Below are 24,863 nucleotides of genomic sequence, written 5' to 3' on the forward strand. Positions count from 1 at the left end.
AAAAAAGGGGGAGTGACGTTTGACGGAATTGTTATTGAAGTATTTCCGCTCAAAGCAGCAGGAAGTGAAGTCAGAAAAAAGATATGATACACAATGTCCATTTTGCAGTATGCAATGTAAGATGCAGTTGCTAGAACAATCCATTGTCACCAGAAAAAAATATGTAACGATTGGAAAAAACAACCCTACTTCCGAGGGCCGATTGTGTATGAAGGGGATGAATGCCCATCAACATAGCTTTCATCACGAACGGTTGAAATATCCATTGCTTAAAAAAAGTGGAGAATTTGTCCGCGTTAGCTGGGAAGAGGCATTGGAACATATTAAGAATAACTTTACTAGAATTCAAGAGGAAGATGGGCTAAATGCCTTAGCTGTTTATGGGAGTGCGTCCATTACAAATGAAGAAGCTTATTTACTTGGGAAATTTGCTCGGGTTGCCTTGAAAACGAGATATATTGATTATAATGGCAGATTATGCATGTCAGCAGCGGCTTCTGCAGCCTCTCAAACGTTTGGAATGGATAGAGGATTTACCAATAGCCTGCAGGAAATTCCATTTACTCGATGTATTATTCTTGCGGGGACGAATATCGCCGAATGTCAGCCTACAATCATGCCATATTTTGAGAAAGCAAAGGAAAATGGTGCTTATATTATTGCGATTGATCCACGCGAAACAGCGACCACGAAAATGGCAGACTTGCATTTAAAAATCAAACCTGGAACAGATGCAGCCTTAGCGAACGGATTATTAAAGGTGATTATAGATGAAAACTATATCGATCATACCTTTATTCATGAACGGGTCAAAGGTTTTGAGGATGTCCAACAACATCTCTCATCTACGAATTTGCTAGAAATTGAGGAAATAACAGGTGTTCCTATAGAGCAAATTCAAAAAGCAGCTCGTAGGTTTGGAAAAGAAGAAACTGGAATGATATTTACTGCAAGAGGGGTGGAACAGCATACGGACGGATCTATAGCTGTTCGTAATTTCCTGAATATTCTTGTTTCAACGGGTAAAATTGGCAAGCAGAATTGTGGTTTTGGAGCAATTACAGGACAGGGAAATGGTCAGGGTGCAAGAGAACACGGACAAAAAACAGACCAACTGCCAGGATATCGGTCGATTGAAAATGAAGAACACCGCGCTTACATTGCGAGCGTTTGGGGCGTGGAAAAGGACGAAATACCTAGAAAAGGTGTTTCTGCATTTGAAATGATGGAAAAAATCAATGATGGTGAGATTACTGGCATGTTTTTAATGTGCTCGAACCCGGTTGTTTCCAATCCGAACGCACAATTTGTAAAAAAAGCATTACAAAAATTGAAATTTTTAGTAGCGGTAGATCTGTTTGTGTCAGAGACTGCGAAATTAGCAGATGTCATTTTACCAGCTTCCTCATATTTAGAGGATGAAGGAACGATGACGAATGTGGAAGGAAGGGTGACTTTAAGGGAAGCAAGCTATCCTTGTCCGGGAGAAGTGAAACATGATTGGCAAATTATATGCGAGGTAGCTCGCGTGCTTGGAAAAGGAGAATACTTTAACTTTTCGTCTGCAGAAGAAATCTTTAATGAATTACGGGTGGCGAGCCGTGGAGGAAAAGCGGATTATTATGGCATCACCTATAATCGTCTGCGGAAGGAAGAAGGTATCCTTTGGCCATGCCCTAACCTTGAGCATAAAGGGGCAACTCGTTTGTTTGAAACTTCGTTTTCCCACACTGATGGCAGAGCAGAGATGGTGGCAGTTCCAAACCGTCCAGACCCAGCTAAGGAACAGTTGAGTGAGGAGTATCCCCTCTATTTAACAACAGGAAGAGTGATGGCGCACTATCTAACAGGCGTACAAACGAGAAAAAGTCCTGCATTGGCTGCTAGAAATGTAGAATCCTTTGTAGAAATTCACCCGATAACTGCTAAAAAATACGGTATTGAAGATTGTTCCCTAGTGAGGATAGAATCCAAACGAGGTAGTATTGTTGTCAGGAGTAAATGGTGTGAAACCATTCGTCAAGATACAGTATTTGTTCCTTTTCATTGGGCCGACTCACAAAATGTGAATCTATTAGTTTCAAAAGACCTGGATCCTATATGCAAAATGCCAGGATTTAAATTAAGTGCTGTAAAAGTAAAGGCAATTATGGATTCATTCGCTCATTAAAACCAAGGGGACGGTTCTCCTGGCCCAATAAGGCCAGAAGAACCGTCCCTTTGGTTTTCCCTTGGTTTTGTTATACTAAGAAAATTTCATTTACCAACAATCACACATCTAGTTTATAATAAAAGGATGTCCAAATTGGACAATAGGAATAGATCTCTATGAAATTAGAAAGATTTAAGTAGGTGAGTACGATCGACATCATTGAAACACGGGTGAGAGGTTTTATTGAGGATATCCAACACCCTAAACAAAAAAAGAAGATAAATATTAACGATTTGGAACTTCAGTTGCGTAAGCTTATGGAGGATTATTTTGAGATGGACGGTTATTCGTTGTTTTATCATGCCATTCAAGCCTTGGAAGCTGAGGAACAACTAACCCCTATTAAAAATAATCAATATAATAGTAGAACCCCAGCACTTGCCTTGTATTACTGGGTTAATAATAAAGTTCAGGAAAACAAATGGGATCGTCTCGAGATGATGAAATTAGGTGATCAGTTTGATTTTTCCTATTATGAACGGCATCCCGAATGGCAGACAATAGACGAATGGGATCGCATTCAGAATCTATATACATTTCTGCAAACTAGCCAGGAACGTGAAGTCGTGTCAGTCGAGGAAAGAAGTCTAGAGCTCTTTGGTCATGAAAAATTCTTACTCGATGGTGATAGCTTTCCTGACAGTAAGGGATTTTTAGCTAGAATTGGAGTTTCAGAAGAGCAGCTGAAAATGGTGAACTACGGGGAGCCGTTTGTATTTTGGATGAAACAAGGGAAAGAGATAAAAGATATTCAGCGGGTATTGATTGTTGAGAACCTATCATTCTTTCATACTTCCATTAAGTTACTGGAAGAAAATCAACTTGACTATGAACCTGAACTGATAATCTATGGTGAAGGAACGAAAATTGAACGAAGCTTTTCCTTTTTCTTCCGAATGTTTCCACCGAACACCTATCTTTTCTATTACGCAGGAGATCTTGATGCAGCGGGATATGGGATCATTAGTAGACTAATAGAAAAATACCCGGATTGCTGTATTCAGCCTGCATTAAAAATCTATCGTAAAATGCTAGAGTGCATAGCTCAAAGAAATGACCAAAAACAAGGTCAAACACAAAACATTAAATACCGTGATGTATTCTTTCAATGGTTTACGGAAGAAGAGCAATCACTATTACAACAATTATGGCAGGAAAATAAACGAATCCCGCAAGAAGTCTTAACAATTGAAACATGGAGGCGATGGCAGTGAATGAATCATGGGAAGGCTTCGCCCAGAGGATGCAACGATTAAATCCACTGTTTGAGCTCGGGAGAGGAATGGAGGTAGGTGAGCTGAAACCTCATATCCAAACCATTTTGATGCAGGTGCTCCTAACCATCTTTTATCGAGAATTAAATGATGATGATCTCAGGCGAAAGTCAGATATACGATACATGGTTGAAGACTCTATTAAACAAATGAAGCTTCTAGCTGATGATAAGCAAATTGAACGGATTACAAGCGGGCTGTTGTATCAAGGAAAAGAAGAGTACAGCAAACCATTTGAGGCCTTATATTACGATGAAATCAGACAATCTTGGGAGACTCAGGTCTTTCGCTATGTCACGATGGATGAATTATATACGAATTTAGAGATGGGCGGATCGATTGTTTATAAACTCACTGATGTCTCTCAGGAAATGATTTTTATGAGCAGGGAAATGGCTGAGGAATTCTCCATCACGATTGAACAACTTTATAGTATGCAGCTGATTAAGAACGGTAATTTTCGAAAAGCTACTCGAAACCTCGATCACCTCATTTCACGCGTGAATCGCTTAATGGCAAATGAATTCTCTTTTCAAAAGGAAATGATCAACAATCCCAAAATCTTATTGATTGAAGAAGAATGGCAAAGGGCAGACAATCGTGTTGAAATTGAAAAGCAATTTGAAGAAGAAAAAAATCACTTCCGTACGATTACTAGTATGATTGATAAAACGAAACGCAGGAATGAAGAAGATGATTCTATTCAGAAAGAATTAATTCTGCTCCAAGAAAAAATTGGTCATACAAGGCAATTGCATGATCGTTTTGCGAAGCTAGTCATTCAAAACATTTCCTATGAGATGAAATTAAAAGCGGAAAACCCTTCATTATTTTGGGAAACCAGCCTGGTTTCTTTTCGCGAACATTTTTATGAAAATTTGTTTATGAAGGAAGGATTTCAAAGATTTGCGGAAATAGAAAGAGTTCTTTCTCCGTTATTTTCACCGAAGAATGAATTTATTTTGCCACTCGATTGGATCTGGGGTGAACAAGAATTCGACGAAAAACAGATTATCGAGACGATAATCGAAGAGGAAGCAGAAGAAAGTATTACCCGACTGCGAGTGACCAACTGGGATTCTGTTATTAAGGCATGGAGTTATGTATTTCAATTTTTACAAACAAACGGAGAATTTTCATTAAAGGATTTAAAAGAGCTGCCGTTAGAAGTGCAGGATTTATGGTTTGAAGAATCTGAAACGATTGATTTGTGGATGATGTTCGATAAAAAGCCGCTGAAGGTACAAGTGCTGCATCGGAAGGAAGAAACCTTAAGCGATGAGAGGGAAATTCTTCTTTCTAAACTAATGAAAGAATATCCGCAATTTCAAGTGTTTGAAGGCTCAAAGATTTTTACCAAGTTTGACCATCGAGCGGAGCCTTTCCTATGGTATCAAATGAAAATCACCCCATTTAAGATTTGTGTACAGGAGGGAAAATGATGAATGCAGAAAGTATTAAAAAGGCATCCGCTGTCTATTTTACTCTATTAAAAGATAAAGTAATCGACGAAAATAGTGAACACTTCCAGACATATTTTGATCCGGAAGTGAGGCAGACGGTTCTTTTATTAGCAGACGAATCCGGTACATATATCATTGAGGCACCTAAACGTATACATTTAGTTGTTCAGCCAACCGGCTCCGTCTTTGCAACGAATTTTACCCATTTGAAAGATAAGCATAAGCAAGTGGAAACAAAGAAACACTTTCATCTTATTAGCATTGTCATTATGTCTTTTTTAGCAGCCATCGATCGCAATCAGGCTGCGAAAATCCGCACGAAGCGAGAGGGGATTAGCTACTACGCACTAGAGCGGCAAGTCAATGATTTAATCAGTAAATGGGAGAGCATTCTCAAAACTCAACCGACCTTCGGGGAAGAAGAACGAATTGATATGAAGGAGGTTGTGACCACATGGAAATACATGGAGGTCGATAGTGACGATTTTGGTACTAAAAAAGGAAATCGCCGAACCCGTATCGGTTTAATTGCTGGGGCTATGCGCTTATTAGAGACAGAGGGGCTGATCGTCATTCTTGATCGGGACGATATAGCAAAGGTGATTCCTAAGAGTGAGCTTTTTGAGCGAATTGAATATTTGTATCACGATTATGATCGTTATGAACTAATTAAAAAGTTAATGACTGCGGAGGAGGATGAGCATGCCGAAAATCCATCGAATTAGAATTGTCAACCTGAAGTATGATGGCATGCAAAAGCAATACAAGGATACCACGTTTAATTTCCATAATGATGAGACATCAACCAATGGGCTCATTGCGATGATGAATGGAGGTGGGAAAGGTGTGTTCCTTCAAACGATTTTCCAAATCCTTAAACCTGGAACCTCATGGGGAAAGCAGAATAATCGATATTATCAGCAGTTCTTTTTTAATAATAAAGAGCAATTTATTCCCTATACCTTTCATGTTCTCATTCAATGGGAATTGGATGGTGCAGACCGCCACCACCTAATAACGGGTGGAATGTTCTCAGCTGAACAGCGGATTTCAATGAGTGAAGAAAGTGGAAATGAAAATAAAACCTTGGAACAGGAAGCAAAGATTCTCCCCAATATTACCTTTTATACTCGAGAATTTGAGCGTAAAGAAGAGGCTGCACTTGAGCATATTCCACTCTATGAAAATGATGAGGTTGCTGAACCTGACACCCTGAAAGACTATTTAAAATGGAATGGATATGACGTTTACCGCGATACGAAGAAGCACTATCGTATCCTTGATACATACGGAATTAACCGTAAAGACTGGGATATTATGAAGGATATTAACAAGGATGAAGGCGGCGTTGGGAAATATTTCGAGGGAGCTGAGGATGACCATTCCCTGTTCCAAAAACGAATTATTCCTACAGTGAGTCAAGTCTTACATCGAACCGAACATCAAAAGAACGATCTGGTGGAGATTTTCAAGAGTCAGGCAAGTATCGCTAAGGACCTGCCTGTGCTTCTAAAAAGAGAGCAAGCCCATAAAGAGTTTTTAGAAGATATTGTTCCATTTGAAGAGCACTTAGCTAATGGAGTAGAACATAAAGAAATCGTTCATGCAAGTACACAGACAGGAAGACAACTCCTTGGTGCGCTGCAGCATTTGAAGCAATCGGAAGAGGAAAGTTTGCTAGCATTCGAGAAAGACATAGAAAAATTAATCATAAGGCAAGCAGAACTTCGCTATCAAAAAGATAATTTAGAGTTTGCAAAAGCTCACCGAGAGGTTATGGATTGGGAAAAGAAATTAGTCGAAGAAAAAGCTAAACATACTTCTTTACAAGAGATTGTTAAAGTGAAGCAGGAACGAAAAGAACAATTGGTCTTTCAAGCTTTATTAAAAGAATGGAATGAAAACGAACAAAGTATCACCTCTCTGTCACAGCAGATTGCGACATTGGAACAAAATAGCGGCCTAGAGCAAGTGAATCATAGAATGGATGAAATCAAAGTAGAAGTTAGAAAAAAGTGGGAGCAATCTTATCAATCAATCCAAGATGGTGTTAAACAGTACTTGGGCTATCAAAAGTATCTAAAGAAAAAAGCAACAGAGTTCGCGCAGCAAGATAAACAAAAGACAAAAGACATTGCCCAGCTTAGTACTGAAATTGATTTCCTTTATACGCAAATGCATAACTTTGAGTCTAAGGAAACGGCACTCATCCAAACATTTGGCGATCGCTTAAGCTATGACTTTAAGGGATTGAACGAGAGTCTTCTTAAACAAATAGAAGATAAAAAAGCTAGAGTAGTAGAGTTGCAAGCAAAAGATAAACAATCTAGTGAAGTGCAAAATCAGCTTGCTGCTTCACATGGTACGCTCGTCCAATCGATTCAGTTTTCAGAAGAAAAATGTGAACAATTAAACACAGCAAATGAAGTGCAAAAGCAAAAAGAAGTAAAACTATTAGATAGGCTTCTTGGTATATTGGATGACGTCACTACACCGTTTACTCCTTCTCTTTTATCAAAGTATAGCTTACAAATAGAAGAAACATTGAACCTAAACCGTCAACAAGCTGAACAAATGAAAAAAGAGCTCTGGGAAACACAACTCGACCATTCCTTAAATGATGAGCCTTTTTGGGTCGCTAATAAGGACGTGAAAGAATTAAAGGAATGGATTGATGAAAAGACTGGGATTGATGTGTTTTACGGAACTCAATTTCTTCAATCCTTAGGGACAGAGGAAATGGCGAGCTGTCTGATGTCAAATCCGCTTCTTCCATACGGTTTGGTCGTAAGTGGGCAGCAATGGCAAAAAATAAATCATCAGGTTCTTTCAGGCAGGATGTTTAAAAGTCCTGTTCCGATTTTCTTGCGCGAGGAAATGAATAGCGAACATCCCCAACCATCTTTTGTGATCATTAACGGAACGGAGAAAGAGCTACTATCGAATAAAAACCAATTCACGGACTGGAAAATAAAGATTGCTAAACAAATAGAAGAAAAGAAAGATGCTCTCCTTGAAATTGAAAAAACAGAAACTTCGTTACGTCGAATATTAAAAGAAATCGATCGGTTTTTATCGGGTGAGCTTTCTAGTGATATCGAAAAAGCTTGGAACCAGGAACAGAACGCTCTTCTTACGAAGAAAACGAAATTACAGGAAATCAAAACACAAGTTGATAAAGAAAAAGAATTACAGCTTGGGATAAAAGAACAGTTGGAAAAGAAAAAAGGAAAGATAGAAAAGCTGACAAAAGATGTAGAAACACTAGAGGCTTTTGATCAAGAAAAAACTCTTCACCAAGAAAATAAACGAGTCAAACATGAGAAAGAAAAACAAAAGGAAGCCTTGACTATTCAGCAGCAAGAAATAGGAAAAGAACATCAAACTATCGTTGATCTGCAAAACCAGTGGAATCAAACGTATGTAGAATGGAAGCTTACAACTGAACAAAATATCAAGGAGATATCCTTCTTTATTGAAGAAGCCGTTTTTCCTCCTGATCAAAAAGCGGACCAAAGCGAAGAGGTTCCTCATTTATCGATGCATTTACTACAAGAGATAAACGGAAGTATCGAAGAGCTAAAGCAGCTGCAAAAATCAAAAGAAGAACAGGCTAGAGAATTACTCGTTCTACAAGCAAGAAAAGAAACCGAACAGAAGCAGCAAAAGAAATTAGAGAAGAAACTCACTACGCATAACGAAGATTGGAAGGATGCTCCAGAACCATCTGAACCCATCAGTATCTTAGAAAACATGCTGCAAACTGCACAGAAGGAAGCAAAGGCAGCGGAAAAAGATGAACGGGATCAAGGAACGGCTGTAACCGTCGCGGAAACGTCCTTAAAGCATGCAACGGAACAACGTGAAAAGTCAGGAAAGAAAGTCGAGAAGCATGAAAAACAGCCTGAAGAATGGGCAGATCTTGACTTAGTGGTAAAAGAAGTAGAAATTAAAGACCAAACAAAGTTGACGAAAGAGGAAGTAAAGAAGGCTGAGAAGCGCAAAAAAGAAACAGAAAATAATATTACTGGTTATGGAGGAGATTTATTAACACTATCTGTCATCTTAAAGGAAGAAGCGGGAGTATTTACGAATGAGGATGTAGAAAAAATTAAGAGTCAAGGAAAAGCATGTATCTTATCCTGGTGTGAAGAACATCAAGCGATACAAGAAGAAGGCCAAGAGAAGCATGCGAAAATCGATCAATCATTACGAAATTTAAAGCTGACGATTGAAGGCAAGGATTGGGAGATTCGCTTTAAAAATGAAGTATTAACAACACTTGACCATATGGATACTAGACACTATACGCATATCCAAAGCATTGTGAAAAATATGAAGCGTTTTTCACAAAGCGGATTGGAACAATTAGAACGCGACAAAGAAAGAGCAGAAAAGGCGCAAAACTTCTGGGCTAGCCGTGCCAGCATGAAAGTGATGAGCATTTCAGAGGCAATCCGCTCGATGGTTGCGAAAATGAAGCTGAAGAATGAACGGGGATCCTTTCCGCTCGTCCAGCTCAAGGAAGATATTTTACCTAAAAAGCCTGAAGATATTGAACCGCTTCTGAAGCAGCATTTCGTAGCTGCGATTAATAAAATTACCAAACAATTTGACTTGATTGATGATCATAATCGAGCCTTAGAAGAGGAAATAAAACAACTCATAAGTGATGAACAAATTTTATTTGTTTCACTAAGAAATCGTTATCCTGAACTGCTCGTCTATAACATGCGAACAGATAATGCCTTTATGTACGGAAAACCACAAAGAGAGCATTATTCAACTTGGCAGACGATTAATCAAGGTTCTAAAACGAAATCGGATGGCAGCGGAGGACAAAAGTTATCAGCCCGAATGGTGATGATGATGATGTTATTATCCGTTAAAAGCGAAACGGAACAAAGCTGGGTTCCTTTAGTCTGTGATAATCCGTTCGGACAAGCTGCCTCATCACATGTTCTTGACCCGATATTTGCCGTTGCCGAGAAATTGAAATTTCAATTCATTGTCGTCACACCGCCTGAATTGGTGAAAACAGAAATCAGTCAAAGATTTGAATCCTATTATAAATTAGACTTCATTCGTGAAAAAGGAAAAGAAATTGTTTCCGACACGATTGTTCCAGCATTTCGGATTTACCAGGGAGAGGAAGTCGCTCAGGTAAGGTAACAGATTTGTAAATCGAGAATTAACGTGAAAATCTCAATTTCTGTACGGATAAAGGGTTCCGTTTTGAAGTGCCTTTCTAAAAATACGTGCCGAAAAGGCAATGCTTTTGACATCGATATTGGAATATAAAAAGCAAAACTCGCCATAGTAATTTGGCGAGTTTCTTTATTAAAAATCAATAAGCTCTTTTGTTACTGAATATTAGCAGTATTAGTGAGATCATGTTTTATTAATGATGTGTTGTTGGTTAAGGTTTTGTAGGTTTCTCTGATTTTGCAGGTTTCTCTGGTTTTGTAGGTTTCTCCGGCTTTCCAGGTTTATCAGGTTTTTCCGGTTTTCCTGGCTTTTCCGGTTCTGAATCCTCAGATTTTACCAGCGTCAGTTCGCCGAACTCGGATGTATCCTGATATCCAAGACCAGTCGTGTCGTTCCATGTTGCAGCGCTTTGACGGGCACCGTCTTGACCATCATTAATCTGTACATCAAAACCAATCTTCGTGCTGTTTTCTGGAGTAATTGTTTTTAACGGAATCTTCACTTCCACTGTGTAGCCATTACCCGATACATGGGTTTTAGATTCAAATCCCTCTGCAATGCTTACAGGATTGAAGGAAGTCTCATTGTCAAAGTTTACTCTATATTGTCCGTCTCCATCTTCGTAAAAAGATGTCTTTGCATTGTTCTCGTCCACGAAGACCTCGATTGAATCCTGCTCCCAAGGATTTGGGCTTGATTTGTCAAGCTGCGAATCGCTAACCTGAATCAAAACATACAGGTATTCATTATCCCAAAGGACCTTGGATACGCCATTTGCTCCCTGCCATGCCATCTGATAGCGATTAATCGGCAGTTCCGTTGCGCTGCCCCAAACATCATCTACAGTTCCATCAATTACAGGTGTGCCGAACAAAGCCGTTCCTTGATTAGCCACGTTCTCCTCAGCATCATGCTCTGAAATAAATTTGTCTGGATCGATAACAGCATAGTATGCTGGTTTTGCTTGTAAGTCTTTATCAAACAATAATGGACTTTGGGCAGCTCTCCAGCTTGTCGCGTCATTCAGTCCCCAGAATGTCACACGAGAGATGTGCTCCGAGTGTTCTTTGTAAATCTTAAACAATTGTGCGTATAAATAACCTTGCGCAATCGATTCCTGCTCGGTAAGTACATTATTGGTTCCTGCAGTAATGTCAAGTTCAGTCACACTTACTTCTACACCCAAGGAAATAAACTTCTCCAAGGAGAGTCTTACATTTTCCGGGTTGGTGTTTTTATTATAGTGTGCCTGCATGCCAATGCCGTCGATGAGGAGTTCCCCATTATTGGCTGATGCATACTTCTCATTGATTTCTTTAACCATCTGATAAATAGCTTCAGATTTGTTCTGATTATCATCGTTGTAATCATTGTAATAAAGCTTAATATCAAAGCCTTCTTCGTCCAGTACATCTTTCGCAGCAAGGAAGGCCTGCTCTACGAAGTCTGGTCCAATGGCTTTGTACCACCCGGATTGTCGCAGTGATGCTTTCCAATCCGTTGGGTTCGGTGGGTTATCAATTATAGCTTCGTTTACCACGTCCCATGAAATTACCTTGTTACCGTAATTTTCTACGACTGTTTTAACATGGGTCCTTAAATTTGCTAGTGCCGCCTCACGGCTCAAAGGGGCACCGTCATCAGCAGTAAACAACCATTCAGGTGTCTGCTGATGCCATACGAGTACGTGTCCATGCATCTGTAATCCCTGAGCCAAAACTTTGTCGACAAATGCATTCTCATCAGTAAAGTCAAATTGTTTTTCAGCATTATACGCTTGATCAGGCTTCATTGCATTCTCTGCTGAAACAACATTGTGGTGCATGTTGAGAAGCTTAAGTCTATTGCCTTCAAGATCGGAAGCTGAAACAGCGTTTCCAATCAAGAAATCGTCTTTATAAACATTTTTGATAGGTGTTAATTCTTGAACTTCAATTGGTCCCGAACCAGTAGGTTCGAAAGTTATATCATCAATATAAAATGAAGCTGTACTATTATTTGAGCTTTCCACATAAATGGTCAGAAACTCATCGCCTACACTGCTATACCGGTAAGTTCCCTCGAACTGAACCCAGCCATCCTCGATACTGACTGTCTTTCCTTGCAGGTTATTGTAACTGGCACTGCCGCCATTGCCAACCTGTGTGGAAAGCTGAAGCTGTGAAGTTTCCGGTGAAATCAGCTTGACCCAGACCGAAATTTTATATTCCGATCCCTTGTCTACATATTTCTCTACCCTTAATGTAGGACCATGCCAAGTATTTGATCTGTTCTCAACTTTCAAAGCATAGGAACCGCCCTCGGTATGGTTTGCTTCAGTGGTTACGGTCAGCGTTTCAGTACCAGCACGGCCTTCAAATCCGCCTGTTGTTTGATCTTCAAAGGTAATCGTTGTGAAGGCTTGCGCAGGTGGTCTTGGATCCTTTGGCTCTTCACCGCCACCAGAAGTTACTTTTTCTGTGATTAGGATATCTCCGATGTAGAACGGAACCGATGCCCCTGCATCGTTAGATTGAATACGAAGTGCTCTATCTTTGCTCGTATCAACGGTATACTGACCCGTTAGAGTAAACGGTTGTCCTGCTGCAAAATCTGTAGCTGCATATAAGCCATTGTAGCTGTCTACATTCTGAAGTAATGCTTGTGCACCTGAAGGAACACTCACACCTTCATCAACATAACCTGTGACAGTGATCGTATAGGTTTTGCCATTTTCAAAACTGACGTTGCTGAATGGGATATCTACACCGTCCCAATTGTTTGTTCTACCGCTTACAGAGATTGCTTTTCCGTCATCATTACCATCAAAAACAGTACCAGAAACCGCTGCTAATCTTGCGCTGCCCGCATTTGTGGCAACACCTAAACCATTTTCAAAGGTTTCGTGAAAAACCGTTTCCGTCCCTGTCGGGTTTCCTGGTATTGGCGCCGGTCCGCCAATCCATGATGCGATATTCTCCAATGTCGTACCCATCATGACATAATGGCGGCCCATTGCATAATTGCCGGCATTAGGGTAACCAACTTTAAAGGCATATTTAATACCATTCTCTTGATTTGCTGCTTCTGCGTCCGCATTATAAGCACCATAAGGGTAAGCCATAAGTACTGAGTCTTTATTTGTAATAGATTTTAAGTATTCATTCGCTGCTGAAATTTCCTCGGAGGCTTGTTCCTTGGTGATATTATTGTTCCAAACCAAGGTTTGTTCGTGTGTTTTGGAATGATTCTGGAGGCTGACATTTGGTTCATTCGTTAGACTTTGCAGCTGTTCTGTAGACATGCTGTAACCCTTGCCAATCCAATCACTGACAACAAACAGAACAGCGTTCATGTTATATTGCTTCAATACTGGAAGAGCATTGGTAATAAAGTCAGGAGTAGCATCGTCAAAGGTTAATAGAATCGGATTTGCAGGAGCCGATTCCTTTCCTTCCATGATGCTCACATATTGTTCCGTAGACAAAGTGTTGTAACCATTGTCATGAAGATATTTCAGGGTCTGTTCAAATTTTACAACACTGGTATCCGTCCATTCATTGGAAGGATTATCGACCACTCGATGATACAGAAGTACTGGAATATCACTGTTCGTTGCCGCTTCTGCAACTTTTGGTATCCAGCTTGTCGGGATTATTAGTAGTAGTACAAGAAGTAATGAAATGAATCTTTTATACTTTCCCCTCATTTTTTGCATTCCCCCATAAATGATAGTATTAAACAGATAAAACGCTTACAAAGTGCAAGCTCCCTCCTCTCTTTCTATCATTCTAGCTTGGAACACAAAACATTGAACCGTAAAAACTAAAGATAATACTTAAGAAAGTAAATATGCTTTCTGAATATTTACTTTATTGACGTATAAGCATTTATAATAGAAACTATTTATGAAAACATACACTAACGAGGTGATAACAAAATGCAGAACAATATTGCGTTCGGGAAGCTTTATATTGGTTGTGAATGGATTATGAAACTAGCTTATATTAATCTTTTATGGATACTCTTCTCCATAAGTGGCCTCGTTGTTTTTGGGGTTTTGCCTGCTACCGTTTCATTATTCTCCATTGTACGAAAATGGCTGGTTAATAAAGAAAGTAATCTGCCAATCTTTCATACCTTTTTTCAAATCTACAAAAATGAGTTTTTAAAAGTAAATAAGCTTGGTGTGATTTTAGTTATTTTTGGTCTGTTTTTGTATTATGATTATAAATTTATTATGGCTGCTGGGGGAATGCTCCAATATACATTAACAATTCCCTTACTAATCATCACTAGTTTTTATTTCATTACCCTTCTTTATATATTTCCTGTTTACGTTCATTTTGATCAGAAGGTTTTTCAATACTTGAAGAATTCTTTTTATATCGGAATATTAAATATGGATATCACAATTCTGATATTGATTTTGATAGGACTAATAGGCTATTTTTTCTCCGCTATACCAGGGTTACTTCCGTTCTTTTGTTTGAGTTTAATAGCGGTTGTCATTATGTGGGGAGCTGCTTTAAATTTTCGAAGAATAGAAAAGAAACAACAAAATCTCAGTTCTCAAAAGTAAGATATACGAATGTTCATAAAACATAATTTTTTCTGAAAAAAACTTTGTTTGTCCGATAGACAAACAAAGTTACTGAAGATATAATAAAATAAAAGCAGGGGATATAATTAAAAAACAACTAAAAAATATAATGAAATACCTGTAAGCGAGGGGTAATATGTCAAAGCTAGTGGAAATGCAAGAAGGTTCTTTTTATACTGAGCAATATCGTAATCTATTTAAAGAAATTGGTAAAACAGACGATGAAATTGCAAAAAGAATTCAACAAAATTGGGATGAGTTATTTAATGGGGACGAGGATACTAGAATCTACTATCCAGTAGGTGACGATATGGGATACATGCTTGATACTGGAAACCTAGATGTGCGGACTGAGGGTATGTCATATGGAATGATGATGGCTGTGCAAATGGGCAATAAAGATGTCTTTGACCGCTTGTGGAGATGGACGATGAAGTACATGTATATGACTAGTGGGGAAAACGCCGGCTACTTTGCCTGGTCTTGTGCGCAGGATGGTACAAAGAATTCCTTTGGTCCGGCACCGGATGGAGAAGAATTTTTTGCAATGGCTTTGTTTTTTGCATCACATCGTTGGGGGGATGGTGCAGAACCATTTAATTACAGTGTACAAGCAAAAGATCTTCTTCGAACTTGTCTTCACAAAGGAGAAGATGGTATTGGATTTCCAATGTGGAACAAAGAAAATAAATTAATCAAGTTTATACCAAATTGTGAGTTCTCTGATCCATCCTACCATTTGCCTCATTTCTATGAATTGTTTGCTTTGTGGGCATATGAAGAGGATCACAAGTTCTGGAAGGAAGCAGCAGCAGCAAGCAGAGGCTACTTAAAAACTTCATGTCATCCTAAAACAGGTCTAGCTCCTGAGTATGCTTATTATGATGGTACTCCTAACAATGAAAAAGGTTATGGTCATTTCTTTAGTGATGCTTATCGAGTGGCAGCAAATATTGGTTTAGATTATGAATGGTTTAGAGGAGATGATTGGGAAATAGAAGAGGCAAATAAACTTCAAGCCTTCTTTTCAGATAAGGACCTTGCCGATTATCGCCGCTATACGATTTCAGGTGAACCATTTGAGGAAAAATCCATACATCCTGTTGGGTTACTTGCTACGAATGCTTTTGCCTCTCTTGCAGCCAATGGACAAGATAGGTTAAAGTGGGTTGAATTATTTTGGAATACGCCAGTAAGAACAGGTGTTAGAAGATATTACGACAACTGCTTATACTTTTTTAGCCTATTGGCATTAAGCGGCAATTATAAAATTTGGAAGCCATAAAAAACAAAGAGACCCCTCAAAGTTACGTTTGAGGGGTCTTCCAAAATATTCCGAAACTGATTGATTTTTGTGAAAAATGAAAACGCTTTATTATTAATGGAACCTGTCCATTCCACTAAATATTATAAAAAGGGGAGGATTGGAAATGTACAAAGTTGTACTAGTTGATGACGAAATCTATGTTCGAAAAGGACTTAGAAGTTTAATTGATTGGGAAGTATGTGGGTTTGAAGTTGTAGAAGAGGCTTCAAACGGTCAACTAGCATTAACTGTCATTCGTGATGTAAAGCCTGATTTGGTAGTAATCGATATTCGTATGCCAGTTCTGGATGGACTTGGGCTAATAAAAATAGTAGCACAAGAAGAAATTCAACCCAAATTTATTATTATTAGTGGATATAGTGATTTTAAATATGCTCAAACGGCACTTAAATATGGTGTACATGATTTTATACTCAAACCTATCGATAAAGAGGAAATGGAGCAAACATTAACCGTACTCTCTAAATCACTTAATAAACAGAAAACTCTTCAAGAAAAGAATAGGGAAATAAAATACAAGGAAATTATGAATCAGCTTTTATTTGGTAATGCGGATGAAAAGGAAGTTGCTAATTATTTACCTATACTAGGAAATCCAAAGGAATTTTACTACATCATTATGGAGGTAAACGGACTAATAAATAACACATATGAGCAGAACGTTGCTATATACAAAAAGGTTTGCGAGAAAATAGCCAAAGTAATTCGTGATGTTTGTGACCTGAAGGAAAAAGTTTGGATACAAGACTTAGAGCAGGGAAGTATTGGTGTTCTAATCACTGTCAATTACTTAAGTAGATTTCAAATGAAAGTCGGTAAATTTGTAAATTGGGTAAAAGAAGAGCTATCCCATCAACTTTCAGAGGAGGTAACATTTTATGTTGGTTCTTCCGTTCCTGACCTTCTCATTTTAAAGGAATCCTATGAAACTGCTCAAAGAGGTTTACAGTTCAAATACGTACAAAAAGATGGGATGATTTTTAGTAGTGATATTACTAAAAAATCACTCCATTATACTGAACTAGATGATTCATTCTATCACTTGGTACTGGAAAAAATGGAAGATGAATCTTCAGATTCTATTAGAGGTATCATCGATTCCATTTTTGAAGAATTTCATAAGAGAAGCATGGCAAGGTCAGCGATACTTTCGTCGATAAATCGAATTGTCCATTCCATTTTTAAGTTTATCAAAAAATTGGAAGGGGACCCATCACAATTAGCTTTCTTTCAAACAATGCTCAAGATACAGGAGTTTCATGTCACGTTAGTTCAATTAAAGGAACTGCTAATTGATTTTGTACTAGAAAGTAAAAAAGAAATTTCTAAATTAAGAAGGCTGTCAACACAAAGTGAAGTTTATAAAATTAAACAATATATTGATTCACATTACCATGAGAATATAAGTTTAAAAACGATTGCTGCAAAATTTTACATGAATCCAGTTTACTTGGGTCAATTGTTTAAGAAAACATATGGAATCTATTTTAAGGAATATTTATTGCAAATTAGGGTCAATGAAGCGAAAAGACTACTGCGACAATCAGAAAATAGAATCTATGAAATCGCAGAGAGTGTTGGTTTTAATAACACCGACTATTTTGTAACTATATTTGGGAAGATTGAAAACATAACACCATCTGAATATCGGAATCATCTTAAAAGAAAAGTGTGATCATAAATGAAGCTACGAAAAATAAGCTTTCATAATGTTAAATTAAGTAATAAATTATTAATCATGTATTTTTTTGCTGTCTTCATTCCCATCGTTTTAACAAATATTACTTTTTATCATGTGACAATTGAAAATGTAAAAAAACAGCAAATGCAAGATTCCAAGTTAGCCTTGCAGCAGATTACAAATAATTTTGGGAGGATTGTCGACGAAGCAGTTGGTATATCTTCCTCCCTTTATACGAATAGCAATATTAATTCATTTCTAGAAAAGGACTTTATAACGGATATTGATTATATTGATGACTATAACACTTATATCAGAACGTTTAACCAATCAAGCCCAATAAACCCCTCTATTAATTCAATACGCTTTTTTACTGATAATCCAACGATGATTTACTCTGGAGGGGTTTATTTAATAACAAAGGAAATAAAACAATTGGAATGGTATAAACAAGTTTCTTTAGGAAGAACCACAGGGCCGATTATGATTCATTCTCCAGCTAGCATTGATTCGAGAACGTTTGCCGTCATCCGAAAGCTTGACTATTTTAATTTTAATAATAAGGAAAAAATAGTTAGAATTGAAATCAACCCTGCAAACATTAAACAGATATTTGAAAATGTAACGTTTAAAGGAGATTTGTTCCTTCTTAATGACGAGGGTGAAATTGAATATTCCACCAAGAAAGGACTCAATTGGTTAAAAAAACCTTTAAAATATAACCAAATAAGTTATCCAGATAATACCGTTACAATTAATACAAAAATAAAAGATCGTACGTATTTACATAACTGGAAGGTAGTTGGGGCCATTTCGGAAAAAACAATGCTTGAAACGGTCAATGATTCTGGACGGTTTATTATTCTCTTAGCATGTATCAATTTACTACTCCCTACAGTTATCATTATTATCATTGCACGCTCCTTCTTGATGAGACTGCACCGTGTCCTAAAGCACGTCAAAAGGATGAAAAATCAGGATTTTGAGATCATTGATGGTCAGGAATTTAAAGATGAAATTGGCCAATTAACGATCGAATACAATCGGATGAGCAAAAAGATAAAAGAACTCATTCATGATGTATTCTTGGCTAATATTCAAAAAAAGGACTTAGAAATTAAACGCAACCGTGCACAGCTTAGCGCACTGCAAAGCCAAATTAATCCCCATTTTTTATTTAATGCACTTGAGACGATAAGAATGAGGAGTGTTATTAAACAAGAAATGGAAACAGCTAATATCATCCACAATATGGCGAAAATCTTCCGTAATTCGCTGACATGGGGAAAAGATATGGTAACCGTACAAGCTGAGGTAAAACTTATTAATAGTTTTTTAGAAATACAGAAATACAGATTTGGAGACAAATTAGATTACAAGATTAACGTCGATGATGTAGCTTTGGATCGCTGGATACCTAATATGTCATTCTTGCCATTTATTGAAAATGCAAGCATCCATGGCATTGAGCCATTAGCTGACGATGGGAAAATAACGATAAATATTTCTCTTAACAACGGTTTGTTAACATGTATTGTCATGGACAACGGAGCTGGAATGACCATTGATAAAAGGAATCAATTGTTGTCATCATTAGAAAAAGAAGAAGAAATAGGTGAAAATGTAGGAATAAAAAATGTCTTCTATCGGTTAAAGCTATACTACGGTAATCAATTTGATTTCGAACTTGAAAGTAAAGAGAACAAGGGAACAAAGATTACCATAAAAGTTCCAGAAAAACTAAAGGGAAAATTCGTAGCAACGGAGGATAGAGAGAAAAAACTATACTTTATTAAGTAATACCTATACTTTTTAAATGGTTTATGAAAACCCTTACAACGTATAATGAAGGTGCTTTCAAACATATTAAGGGGGTTTCAAAATGATTAAAAAGTCCTTATTAGTTCTTTTGATGGTTATGATGCTTATCTCCATTGTCGGCTGTACCAAAGACGATAGTACAAGCGGAAAATCATCGGATGGTGATTCCAAAGACAACGTAACATTTACTTATTTTAATGCTGCTTCCCCAGGAAAAGACTTAAACACAAATGAAACAACGATCGGGAAAATTTTTGAAGACCAAACAGGTGTGAATTTTAAAACTGAGTATTTAGTGGGCGACATCAATACAAAGATTGGAACAATGATCGCTAGTGGAAAATATCCTGATGTTCTAGTTCCAGATATCGCGATTGATAAAGTATTAGACGCAGGTGCATTTATTGATTTGACTGAATTAATCGATGAGCATGCCCCTAATATTAAAAAGTTATATGGTCCTTTCCTTAATCAAATGAAAGATAAGGACGGCAAAATTAACTTTATTCCATTTGCTGCAAAGCAAGGCTTCATTAAAGACCCTAATATTACTCAAGGTGCCTTCTGGATTCAACGTGGCGTATTAAAAGAAGCTGGTTATCCTAAGATTAAGACACTTGATGAGTATTTAGCATTAATTGAAGATTATCAGAAAAAACATCCGGAAGTTAATGGAGCTTCTACCATTGGATTTACAGCTTTAACTTATGATTGGCGCTTCTTCGCACTATCAAACGTTCCTAACCACCTAGCAGGCTACCCAAATGATGGTGAAGTTATTGTGGATATTAAGACACACAAAACGGACGTTTATGCAGATAACGATATTACAAAGCGTTATTTTAAAGAATTAAACGATTTAAATAGTAAAGGTCTTTTTGATAAAGAAGCATTTGTTGCGAACTATGATGAATACCTTGCTAAGTTAGCATCTGGCCGCGTTTTAGGATTCTTTGATTACGGCTGGCAGGTTCAACAAGCACTGGATAACCTAAAGGTCGCTGGAAATGATGATTTACGTTATATGCCGCTTCCCATCACATTTGATGGACAAAAGGATCAATATATCGATCCGCCTGCTTTCATTAATAACCGTGGAGTTGGTATCACAGTCAGCGCTAAAGATCCAGTCCGCATTATTAAGTATTTTGACAATATGGTGAAAGAGGAAAATCAAAAGTTAATGTTCTGGGGTATTAAAGACGAAACGTATAGCGTGGATGACAAAGGCAAATTCTATCAAACTGAAGAGCAGTTTGCGAAAACCAGTGATGAAAAATACCGTGATGAATCTGGATTAAACACTTTTGAGTATTACTGGCCAATGGGTGACATGCTTTATAGTGATGGAAATGCCTGGGTTCCAGGTAAGCAGCCGGAAGTCGCTCAAGTATCTTACACAGATGGTGACAAGGCTATTTTAAAGGCATATGGCGCAGAGGTATTCTCTGACTTATTCGCAGATCCAGATGATCGTCCATGGTATCCGACATGGAGTGCTGTTATTGAACAAGGCTCTGATGCTCAAATCTTTGGACAAAGAAAGACAGACTTAACGAAAGTATACTTCCCTAAATTAGTTCTCGCAAAGCCTGGTGACTTTGATAAGGTTTGGGAGGAGTATATCGAAGAATTTAACAAACTAGATGCAAAGGCTTTAGAAGATTTAATGGATAAAGTGGTAGATGACCGCATTAAGGCTGCAGCAAAATAATAGTTTAGAAGAATAAACAAAAGAAGGCCGATATCGCCCAATTGGCTATATCGGCCTTCTGCTATTAAATAGTTTCCTAACATCCTGAAGTCATAAGCCACTCCCTTCAAAAAGGGCTCACTATTAAGGGAGTAGCTTATGATTTTAGGATATATAGATTTAGAAAAAGGAGGGGCAAGTATGCAGGTTGGAACTAGAGTTTCAAAGGAAACGATAAATCCTTCAGTATCTGTTTCTAAAAAGAGGAATAAAACATTCTTCACGAGGCTGATGTCACAAAAAGTACTTTTAGCCATGAGCCTTCCGTTCATAGTCTGGTTATTTATTTTTAAATATATTCCATTGTGGGGTTGGACGATTGCCTTTCAGGATTTCAAACCAGCTAGAAGCATAATGGATCAAGAATGGATTGGAATGGAGCATTTTAAGTTTCTATTCACTGACGAGAACTTTTGGCGTGTACTTAGAAATACAATTGGTATGAGCTCTATTAACCTAGTTTTAGGTTTTGTTACAGCAATTGGCCTCGCCCTTCTTATTAATGAAATTAGGCATTTAAGATTTAAAAAATCGATACAAACGATTAGTTATCTACCCCATTTTATTTCGTGGGTAGTTGCAGCGAGTATCGTCTCTTACAGCCTCTCGCTTGAAAACGGGATTGTCAACATTGTATTGGTGAATTTAGGAATCGTAGATGAACCAATTCTATGGCTAGGAAAAGAAAAATGGTTTTGGGCTATCAACGGTATAGCGGAGGTTTGGAAAAATGTCGGCTGGAATACGATTATTTATCTAGCTGCCATAACGATGATTGACCCTGAGCAATATGAAGCTGCGGATATTGATGGCGCATCAAGATTGCAAAGGATAAGACATATCACACTTCCATCTTTGAAACCAACTATTATCATATTAATTATTATGAATCTAGGTTATGTATTAGAATCTGGCTTTGAAGCGCAGTATTTATTAGGAAATCCAATGAACCTATCCTACTCAGAAAACCTTGATATTTATGTATTAAAGTATGGTATGGCAATGGGGAACTTTTCGCTTGCCACCGCTGCCGGGATTTTTAAAACAGTTGTGAGTTTCATCTTCTTATTTTCAGCTAACCATATTGCCAAAAAGTTTGATCAGCCAAGGCTTTTCTAGGGGGGGATATTATGCAAAAGAAACCAATTTTTAAAGCAACTCGACATCATTCTGGTGTGGGCGATTATCTATTTGATATATTTAACTATTCTTTTTTGACTTTCCTTTGTGTGGTCATGTTATATCCATTTCTCAATCAGTTGGCTGTATCTTTAAATGAAGCAAGTGACTCCTTAAAGGGCGGTATTTACCTTTGGCCAAGAGAATTTACTTGGGCAAATTATAAACATGTTTTTGGTGAAGCTAGTATCGTTAATTCTTTCTTTATCTCCGTCTTGAGAACAATAATTGGTACACTAACATCCGTGTTGGGTACAGCAATGGTTGCCTACACAATAAGTAGGAAGGACTTTGTATTAAAAAAGTTTGTAACCATTGCCTTTGTATTAACCATGTATTTTAATGGAGGACTAATCCCGAATTACTTACTGATGAAGGAGTTAAGTTTATTAGATAGTTTTTGGGTATATATTATTCCTGGTATTATCGGAGTTTTTAACTTAATCGTTATTCGTTCCTTTATTGAAGGAATCCCAGATAGTTTGTTTGAATCTGCGAAAATAGATGGGGCAGGCGATTTTACTATTTTTCTTAAAATTGTTCTTCCATTGTCATTGCCTGTATTAGCTACAGTATCACTATTTGTAGCGGTATACCAATGGAATTCCTGGTTTGATGTGTTCTTGTACAATTCTTCTAGTTCAAACTTAAGTACACTGCAATATGAGTTAATGAAGATATTACAGAATTCAAATGCATCTATGTCTGGAAAAACAGCTGCGGATGCTTTTGCAAATGCTAATGCTAGTGCAAATATGGTTTCACCCACATCCATCAGGGCAACGATGACCATTGTCGCAAGTTTGCCAATTATTATGGTTTATCCATTCCTACAAAAATATTTTGTGAAAGGTTTAACCCTGGGTGGAGTAAAAGGATGATAAAAAGAGGCTTTTTGGAGGGAACACTAAAATGTTTGAAAAAAATGCTCTAGGAACAAATGTAATTGCTCAAATTGGTATTCTTGTGAATGATATTGAAAAAACCAGCCAGGCTTATGCTGATTTCTTTGGTATAGATAAACCAGAATGGAGTCTAACTGATAAATTGGAAAAGGCACAAACTGAGTTCGATGGTGATCCAACAGAGGCGCGAGCAAAACTAGCATTTTTTGATATGGGCTCTCTTCAATTAGAACTAATTGAACCAGATCATTACCCAAGTACATGGAGGAAGCATCTTGATGAGCATGGTGAAGGACCTCACCATATCGCTTTTTTCATCAAAGGGATGAAAGAAAAAATTGTACTTATGGAAGGCAATCAAATGCCATTGCTGCAAAAGGGTGAATACACCGGTGGAAGATACGCATACATGGACACATTCAAAGACCTAAAAATAATACTAGAATTATTGGAAAATGATAGATAAAAAGGAAGTTTAAAATTGTTTAGATTGTTACTTCAATATAAAGGTGGAACTAAAGGATGCGGATTTTGATAACGGGAGCTAATAGAGGTCTAGGTTTAGCTTTATCGCAAGTTGGGTCAGAAAGAGGCCATCAAATTCTTGCTGGAGTACGAGATCTCCATAAGAGCAAAGAAAGTTTAACACAATCTGAATTATATAAATCAATTACACTGCTGCCTTTAGATGTAATAAATGAAGAATCAGTATCTTTGGCCGCAAAGTCAGTTAAAGAAAACTTTGGAACGATTGATGCTATCATTAATAATGCAGGGGTATTGTTAGAACGAGATAAAAAGATTGAGGACTTGGATCTTGACCAAGTAAAAGTAACATTCGAAGTGAATTTCTTTGGTCCGATTAGAGTGGTAAAACATTTCCTTCCTCTTTTAATGATGGGGGATCGTTCATCCATTATCAATATTTCCTCTGAAGCAGGAAGTATAACAAATGCTTATGGCGGTGATTATGCATATGCCACCTCAAAAACAGCATTGAACATGTTTACACAGCAATTAAGTCAAAATGTAAGTGGTAGTAATATTAATGTTTACTCCATTCATCCAGGGTGGATCAAGACTGATATGGGCGGCGACCGTGCACCAGGAGACCCGATTGAGACTGCCAATGGAATATTCAATATTATAGAGAGAAAACGAGTGATTGACAGAAAGAATGTTTTTATCTCCCATGATGGGTATCCCATGCCGTTATAAATAAGATAGAATGTGGTGATGGAAATGATTAGATTGGCAGCAGTGCTAGGCGATTATTATCATTCGAGTGAATGGGCGAAACAATCAATTGAAACTGCCTTCAGCTTTGGCAGGGAAGGCCTGCAAATTGACTATTACTCACCTGAGCAATTACCAGAAGTCCTTGCGAAGTAGCCGGATGCGGTGATTCATTTTAAAGAAAATAGAGTCAACCCCGCGGACGAAAACGTAGAGACTTGG

General features: G+C 37.7%; 16 protein-coding genes. 15 read left to right on the forward strand and 1 reads right to left on the reverse strand.

Translation table 11 applies throughout. From position 1 onward, the window contains the following. Positions 1 to 19 precede the first annotated feature (19 nt). From nasC to QNH48_RS10910, 5 genes are all read left to right on the forward strand, one after another. Positions 20 to 2,170 (forward strand): assimilatory nitrate reductase catalytic subunit NasC, encoded by a 2,151-nt coding sequence (nasC, locus tag QNH48_RS10890; RefSeq protein ID WP_283954902.1) that lies wholly within the window; start codon positions 20 to 22, stop codon positions 2,168 to 2,170. A 182-nt stretch (positions 2,171 to 2,352) separates the two neighbouring features. Beyond that, positions 2,353 to 3,426, forward strand: coding sequence for a Wadjet anti-phage system protein JetD domain-containing protein (locus tag QNH48_RS10895; protein WP_283954903.1), 1,074 nt, complete (start codon positions 2,353 to 2,355; stop codon positions 3,424 to 3,426). Continuing rightward, positions 3,417 to 4,928, forward strand: coding sequence for a hypothetical protein (locus tag QNH48_RS10900; RefSeq protein ID WP_283954904.1), 1,512 nt, complete (start codon positions 3,417 to 3,419; stop codon positions 4,926 to 4,928). Before QNH48_RS10895 ends, QNH48_RS10900 begins: the two co-directional genes overlap by 10 nt. Further along, the gene (locus tag QNH48_RS10905; RefSeq protein ID WP_283954905.1) at positions 4,925 to 5,674 is read left to right on the forward strand and encodes a DUF6063 family protein; all 750 of its coding nucleotides are present in this window, start codon (positions 4,925 to 4,927) and stop codon (positions 5,672 to 5,674) included. The genes QNH48_RS10900 and QNH48_RS10905 overlap by 4 nt, the downstream gene beginning before the upstream one ends. Further along, positions 5,652 to 10,121, forward strand: a complete 4,470-nt coding sequence (locus QNH48_RS10910; RefSeq protein WP_283954906.1) for a coiled-coil domain-containing protein — start codon at positions 5,652 to 5,654, stop codon at positions 10,119 to 10,121. Before QNH48_RS10905 ends, QNH48_RS10910 begins: the two co-directional genes overlap by 23 nt. 247 nt (positions 10,122 to 10,368) lie before the next feature. On the opposite strand, the gene QNH48_RS10915 is transcribed toward QNH48_RS10910, so the two are convergent. After that, complete coding sequence (locus QNH48_RS10915) at positions 10,369 to 13,845, reverse strand: endo-1,4-beta-xylanase (RefSeq protein ID WP_283954907.1); 3,477 nt, start codon at positions 13,843 to 13,845, stop codon at positions 10,369 to 10,371. Between the two features lie 231 nt (positions 13,846 to 14,076). Here QNH48_RS10915 and QNH48_RS10920 point away from each other — a divergent pair, with 231 nt between their 5' ends. The 10 genes from QNH48_RS10920 (at position 14,077) to QNH48_RS10965 (ending at position 24,797) form a co-directional block, all read left to right on the forward strand. Beyond that, positions 14,077 to 14,718, forward strand: coding sequence for a YesL family protein (locus tag QNH48_RS10920; protein ID WP_283954908.1), 642 nt, complete (start codon positions 14,077 to 14,079; stop codon positions 14,716 to 14,718). A gap of 157 nt (positions 14,719 to 14,875) precedes the next feature. Beyond that, a complete protein-coding gene (locus QNH48_RS10925; protein WP_283954909.1) occupies positions 14,876 to 16,024 on the forward strand; it encodes a family 8 glycosyl hydrolase in 1,149 nt (382 codons plus the stop codon). A 145-nt stretch (positions 16,025 to 16,169) separates the two neighbouring features. Further along, entirely contained in the window at positions 16,170 to 17,741 is a 1,572-nt protein-coding gene (locus QNH48_RS10930) for a response regulator (RefSeq protein WP_283954910.1), read from the forward strand. A gap of 6 nt (positions 17,742 to 17,747) precedes the next feature. Continuing rightward, entirely contained in the window at positions 17,748 to 19,547 is a 1,800-nt protein-coding gene (locus QNH48_RS10935) for a sensor histidine kinase (RefSeq protein WP_283954911.1), read from the forward strand. A gap of 82 nt (positions 19,548 to 19,629) precedes the next feature. Continuing rightward, a complete protein-coding gene (locus QNH48_RS10940; protein WP_283954912.1) occupies positions 19,630 to 21,282 on the forward strand; it encodes an ABC transporter substrate-binding protein in 1,653 nt (550 codons plus the stop codon). A 180-nt stretch (positions 21,283 to 21,462) separates the two neighbouring features. Beyond that, positions 21,463 to 22,440 (forward strand): ABC transporter permease, encoded by a 978-nt coding sequence (locus QNH48_RS10945; RefSeq protein ID WP_283954913.1) that lies wholly within the window; start codon positions 21,463 to 21,465, stop codon positions 22,438 to 22,440. An 11-nt stretch (positions 22,441 to 22,451) separates the two neighbouring features. After that, on the forward strand, positions 22,452 to 23,381 hold the full coding sequence (locus tag QNH48_RS10950) for a carbohydrate ABC transporter permease (RefSeq protein ID WP_283954914.1): 930 nt from the start codon (positions 22,452 to 22,454) through the stop codon (positions 23,379 to 23,381). A gap of 31 nt (positions 23,382 to 23,412) precedes the next feature. Then, on the forward strand, positions 23,413 to 23,871 hold the full coding sequence (locus tag QNH48_RS10955) for a VOC family protein (protein WP_283954915.1): 459 nt from the start codon (positions 23,413 to 23,415) through the stop codon (positions 23,869 to 23,871). A 56-nt stretch (positions 23,872 to 23,927) separates the two neighbouring features. After that, positions 23,928 to 24,623, forward strand: coding sequence for an SDR family oxidoreductase (locus tag QNH48_RS10960; protein ID WP_283954916.1), 696 nt, complete (start codon positions 23,928 to 23,930; stop codon positions 24,621 to 24,623). A 24-nt stretch (positions 24,624 to 24,647) separates the two neighbouring features. Then, on the forward strand, positions 24,648 to 24,797 hold the full coding sequence (locus QNH48_RS10965) for a hypothetical protein (RefSeq protein WP_283954917.1): 150 nt from the start codon (positions 24,648 to 24,650) through the stop codon (positions 24,795 to 24,797). Positions 24,798 to 24,863: the final 66 nt, after the last annotated feature.

Source organism: Neobacillus sp. YX16, from assembly GCF_030123505.1.
Lineage (GTDB): Bacteria > Bacillota > Bacilli > Bacillales > Cytobacillaceae > Neobacillus.

Coding starts and splice junctions, on each gene's coding strand:
- QNH48_RS10945 (WP_283954913.1), top strand. CDS start 21,463: ATGCAGGTTGGAACTAGAGTTTCAAAGGAAACGATAAATCCTTCAGTA.
- QNH48_RS10920 (WP_283954908.1), top strand. CDS start 14,077: ATGCAGAACAATATTGCGTTCGGGAAGCTTTATATTGGTTGTGAATGG.
- QNH48_RS10935 (WP_283954911.1), top strand. CDS start 17,748: ATGAAGCTACGAAAAATAAGCTTTCATAATGTTAAATTAAGTAATAAA.
- QNH48_RS10925 (WP_283954909.1), top strand. CDS start 14,876: ATGTCAAAGCTAGTGGAAATGCAAGAAGGTTCTTTTTATACTGAGCAA.
- QNH48_RS10905 (WP_283954905.1), top strand. CDS start 4,925: ATGATGAATGCAGAAAGTATTAAAAAGGCATCCGCTGTCTATTTTACT.
- QNH48_RS10950 (WP_283954914.1), top strand. CDS start 22,452: ATGCAAAAGAAACCAATTTTTAAAGCAACTCGACATCATTCTGGTGTG.
- QNH48_RS10940 (WP_283954912.1), top strand. CDS start 19,630: ATGATTAAAAAGTCCTTATTAGTTCTTTTGATGGTTATGATGCTTATC.
- QNH48_RS10915 (WP_283954907.1), bottom strand. CDS start 13,845: ATGAGGGGAAAGTATAAAAGATTCATTTCATTACTTCTTGTACTACTA.
- QNH48_RS10955 (WP_283954915.1), top strand. CDS start 23,413: ATGTTTGAAAAAAATGCTCTAGGAACAAATGTAATTGCTCAAATTGGT.
- QNH48_RS10930 (WP_283954910.1), top strand. CDS start 16,170: ATGTACAAAGTTGTACTAGTTGATGACGAAATCTATGTTCGAAAAGGA.
- QNH48_RS10900 (WP_283954904.1), top strand. CDS start 3,417: ATGGCAGTGAATGAATCATGGGAAGGCTTCGCCCAGAGGATGCAACGA.
- QNH48_RS10910 (WP_283954906.1), top strand. CDS start 5,652: ATGCCGAAAATCCATCGAATTAGAATTGTCAACCTGAAGTATGATGGC.
- QNH48_RS10965 (WP_283954917.1), top strand. CDS start 24,648: ATGATTAGATTGGCAGCAGTGCTAGGCGATTATTATCATTCGAGTGAA.
- QNH48_RS10960 (WP_283954916.1), top strand. CDS start 23,928: ATGCGGATTTTGATAACGGGAGCTAATAGAGGTCTAGGTTTAGCTTTA.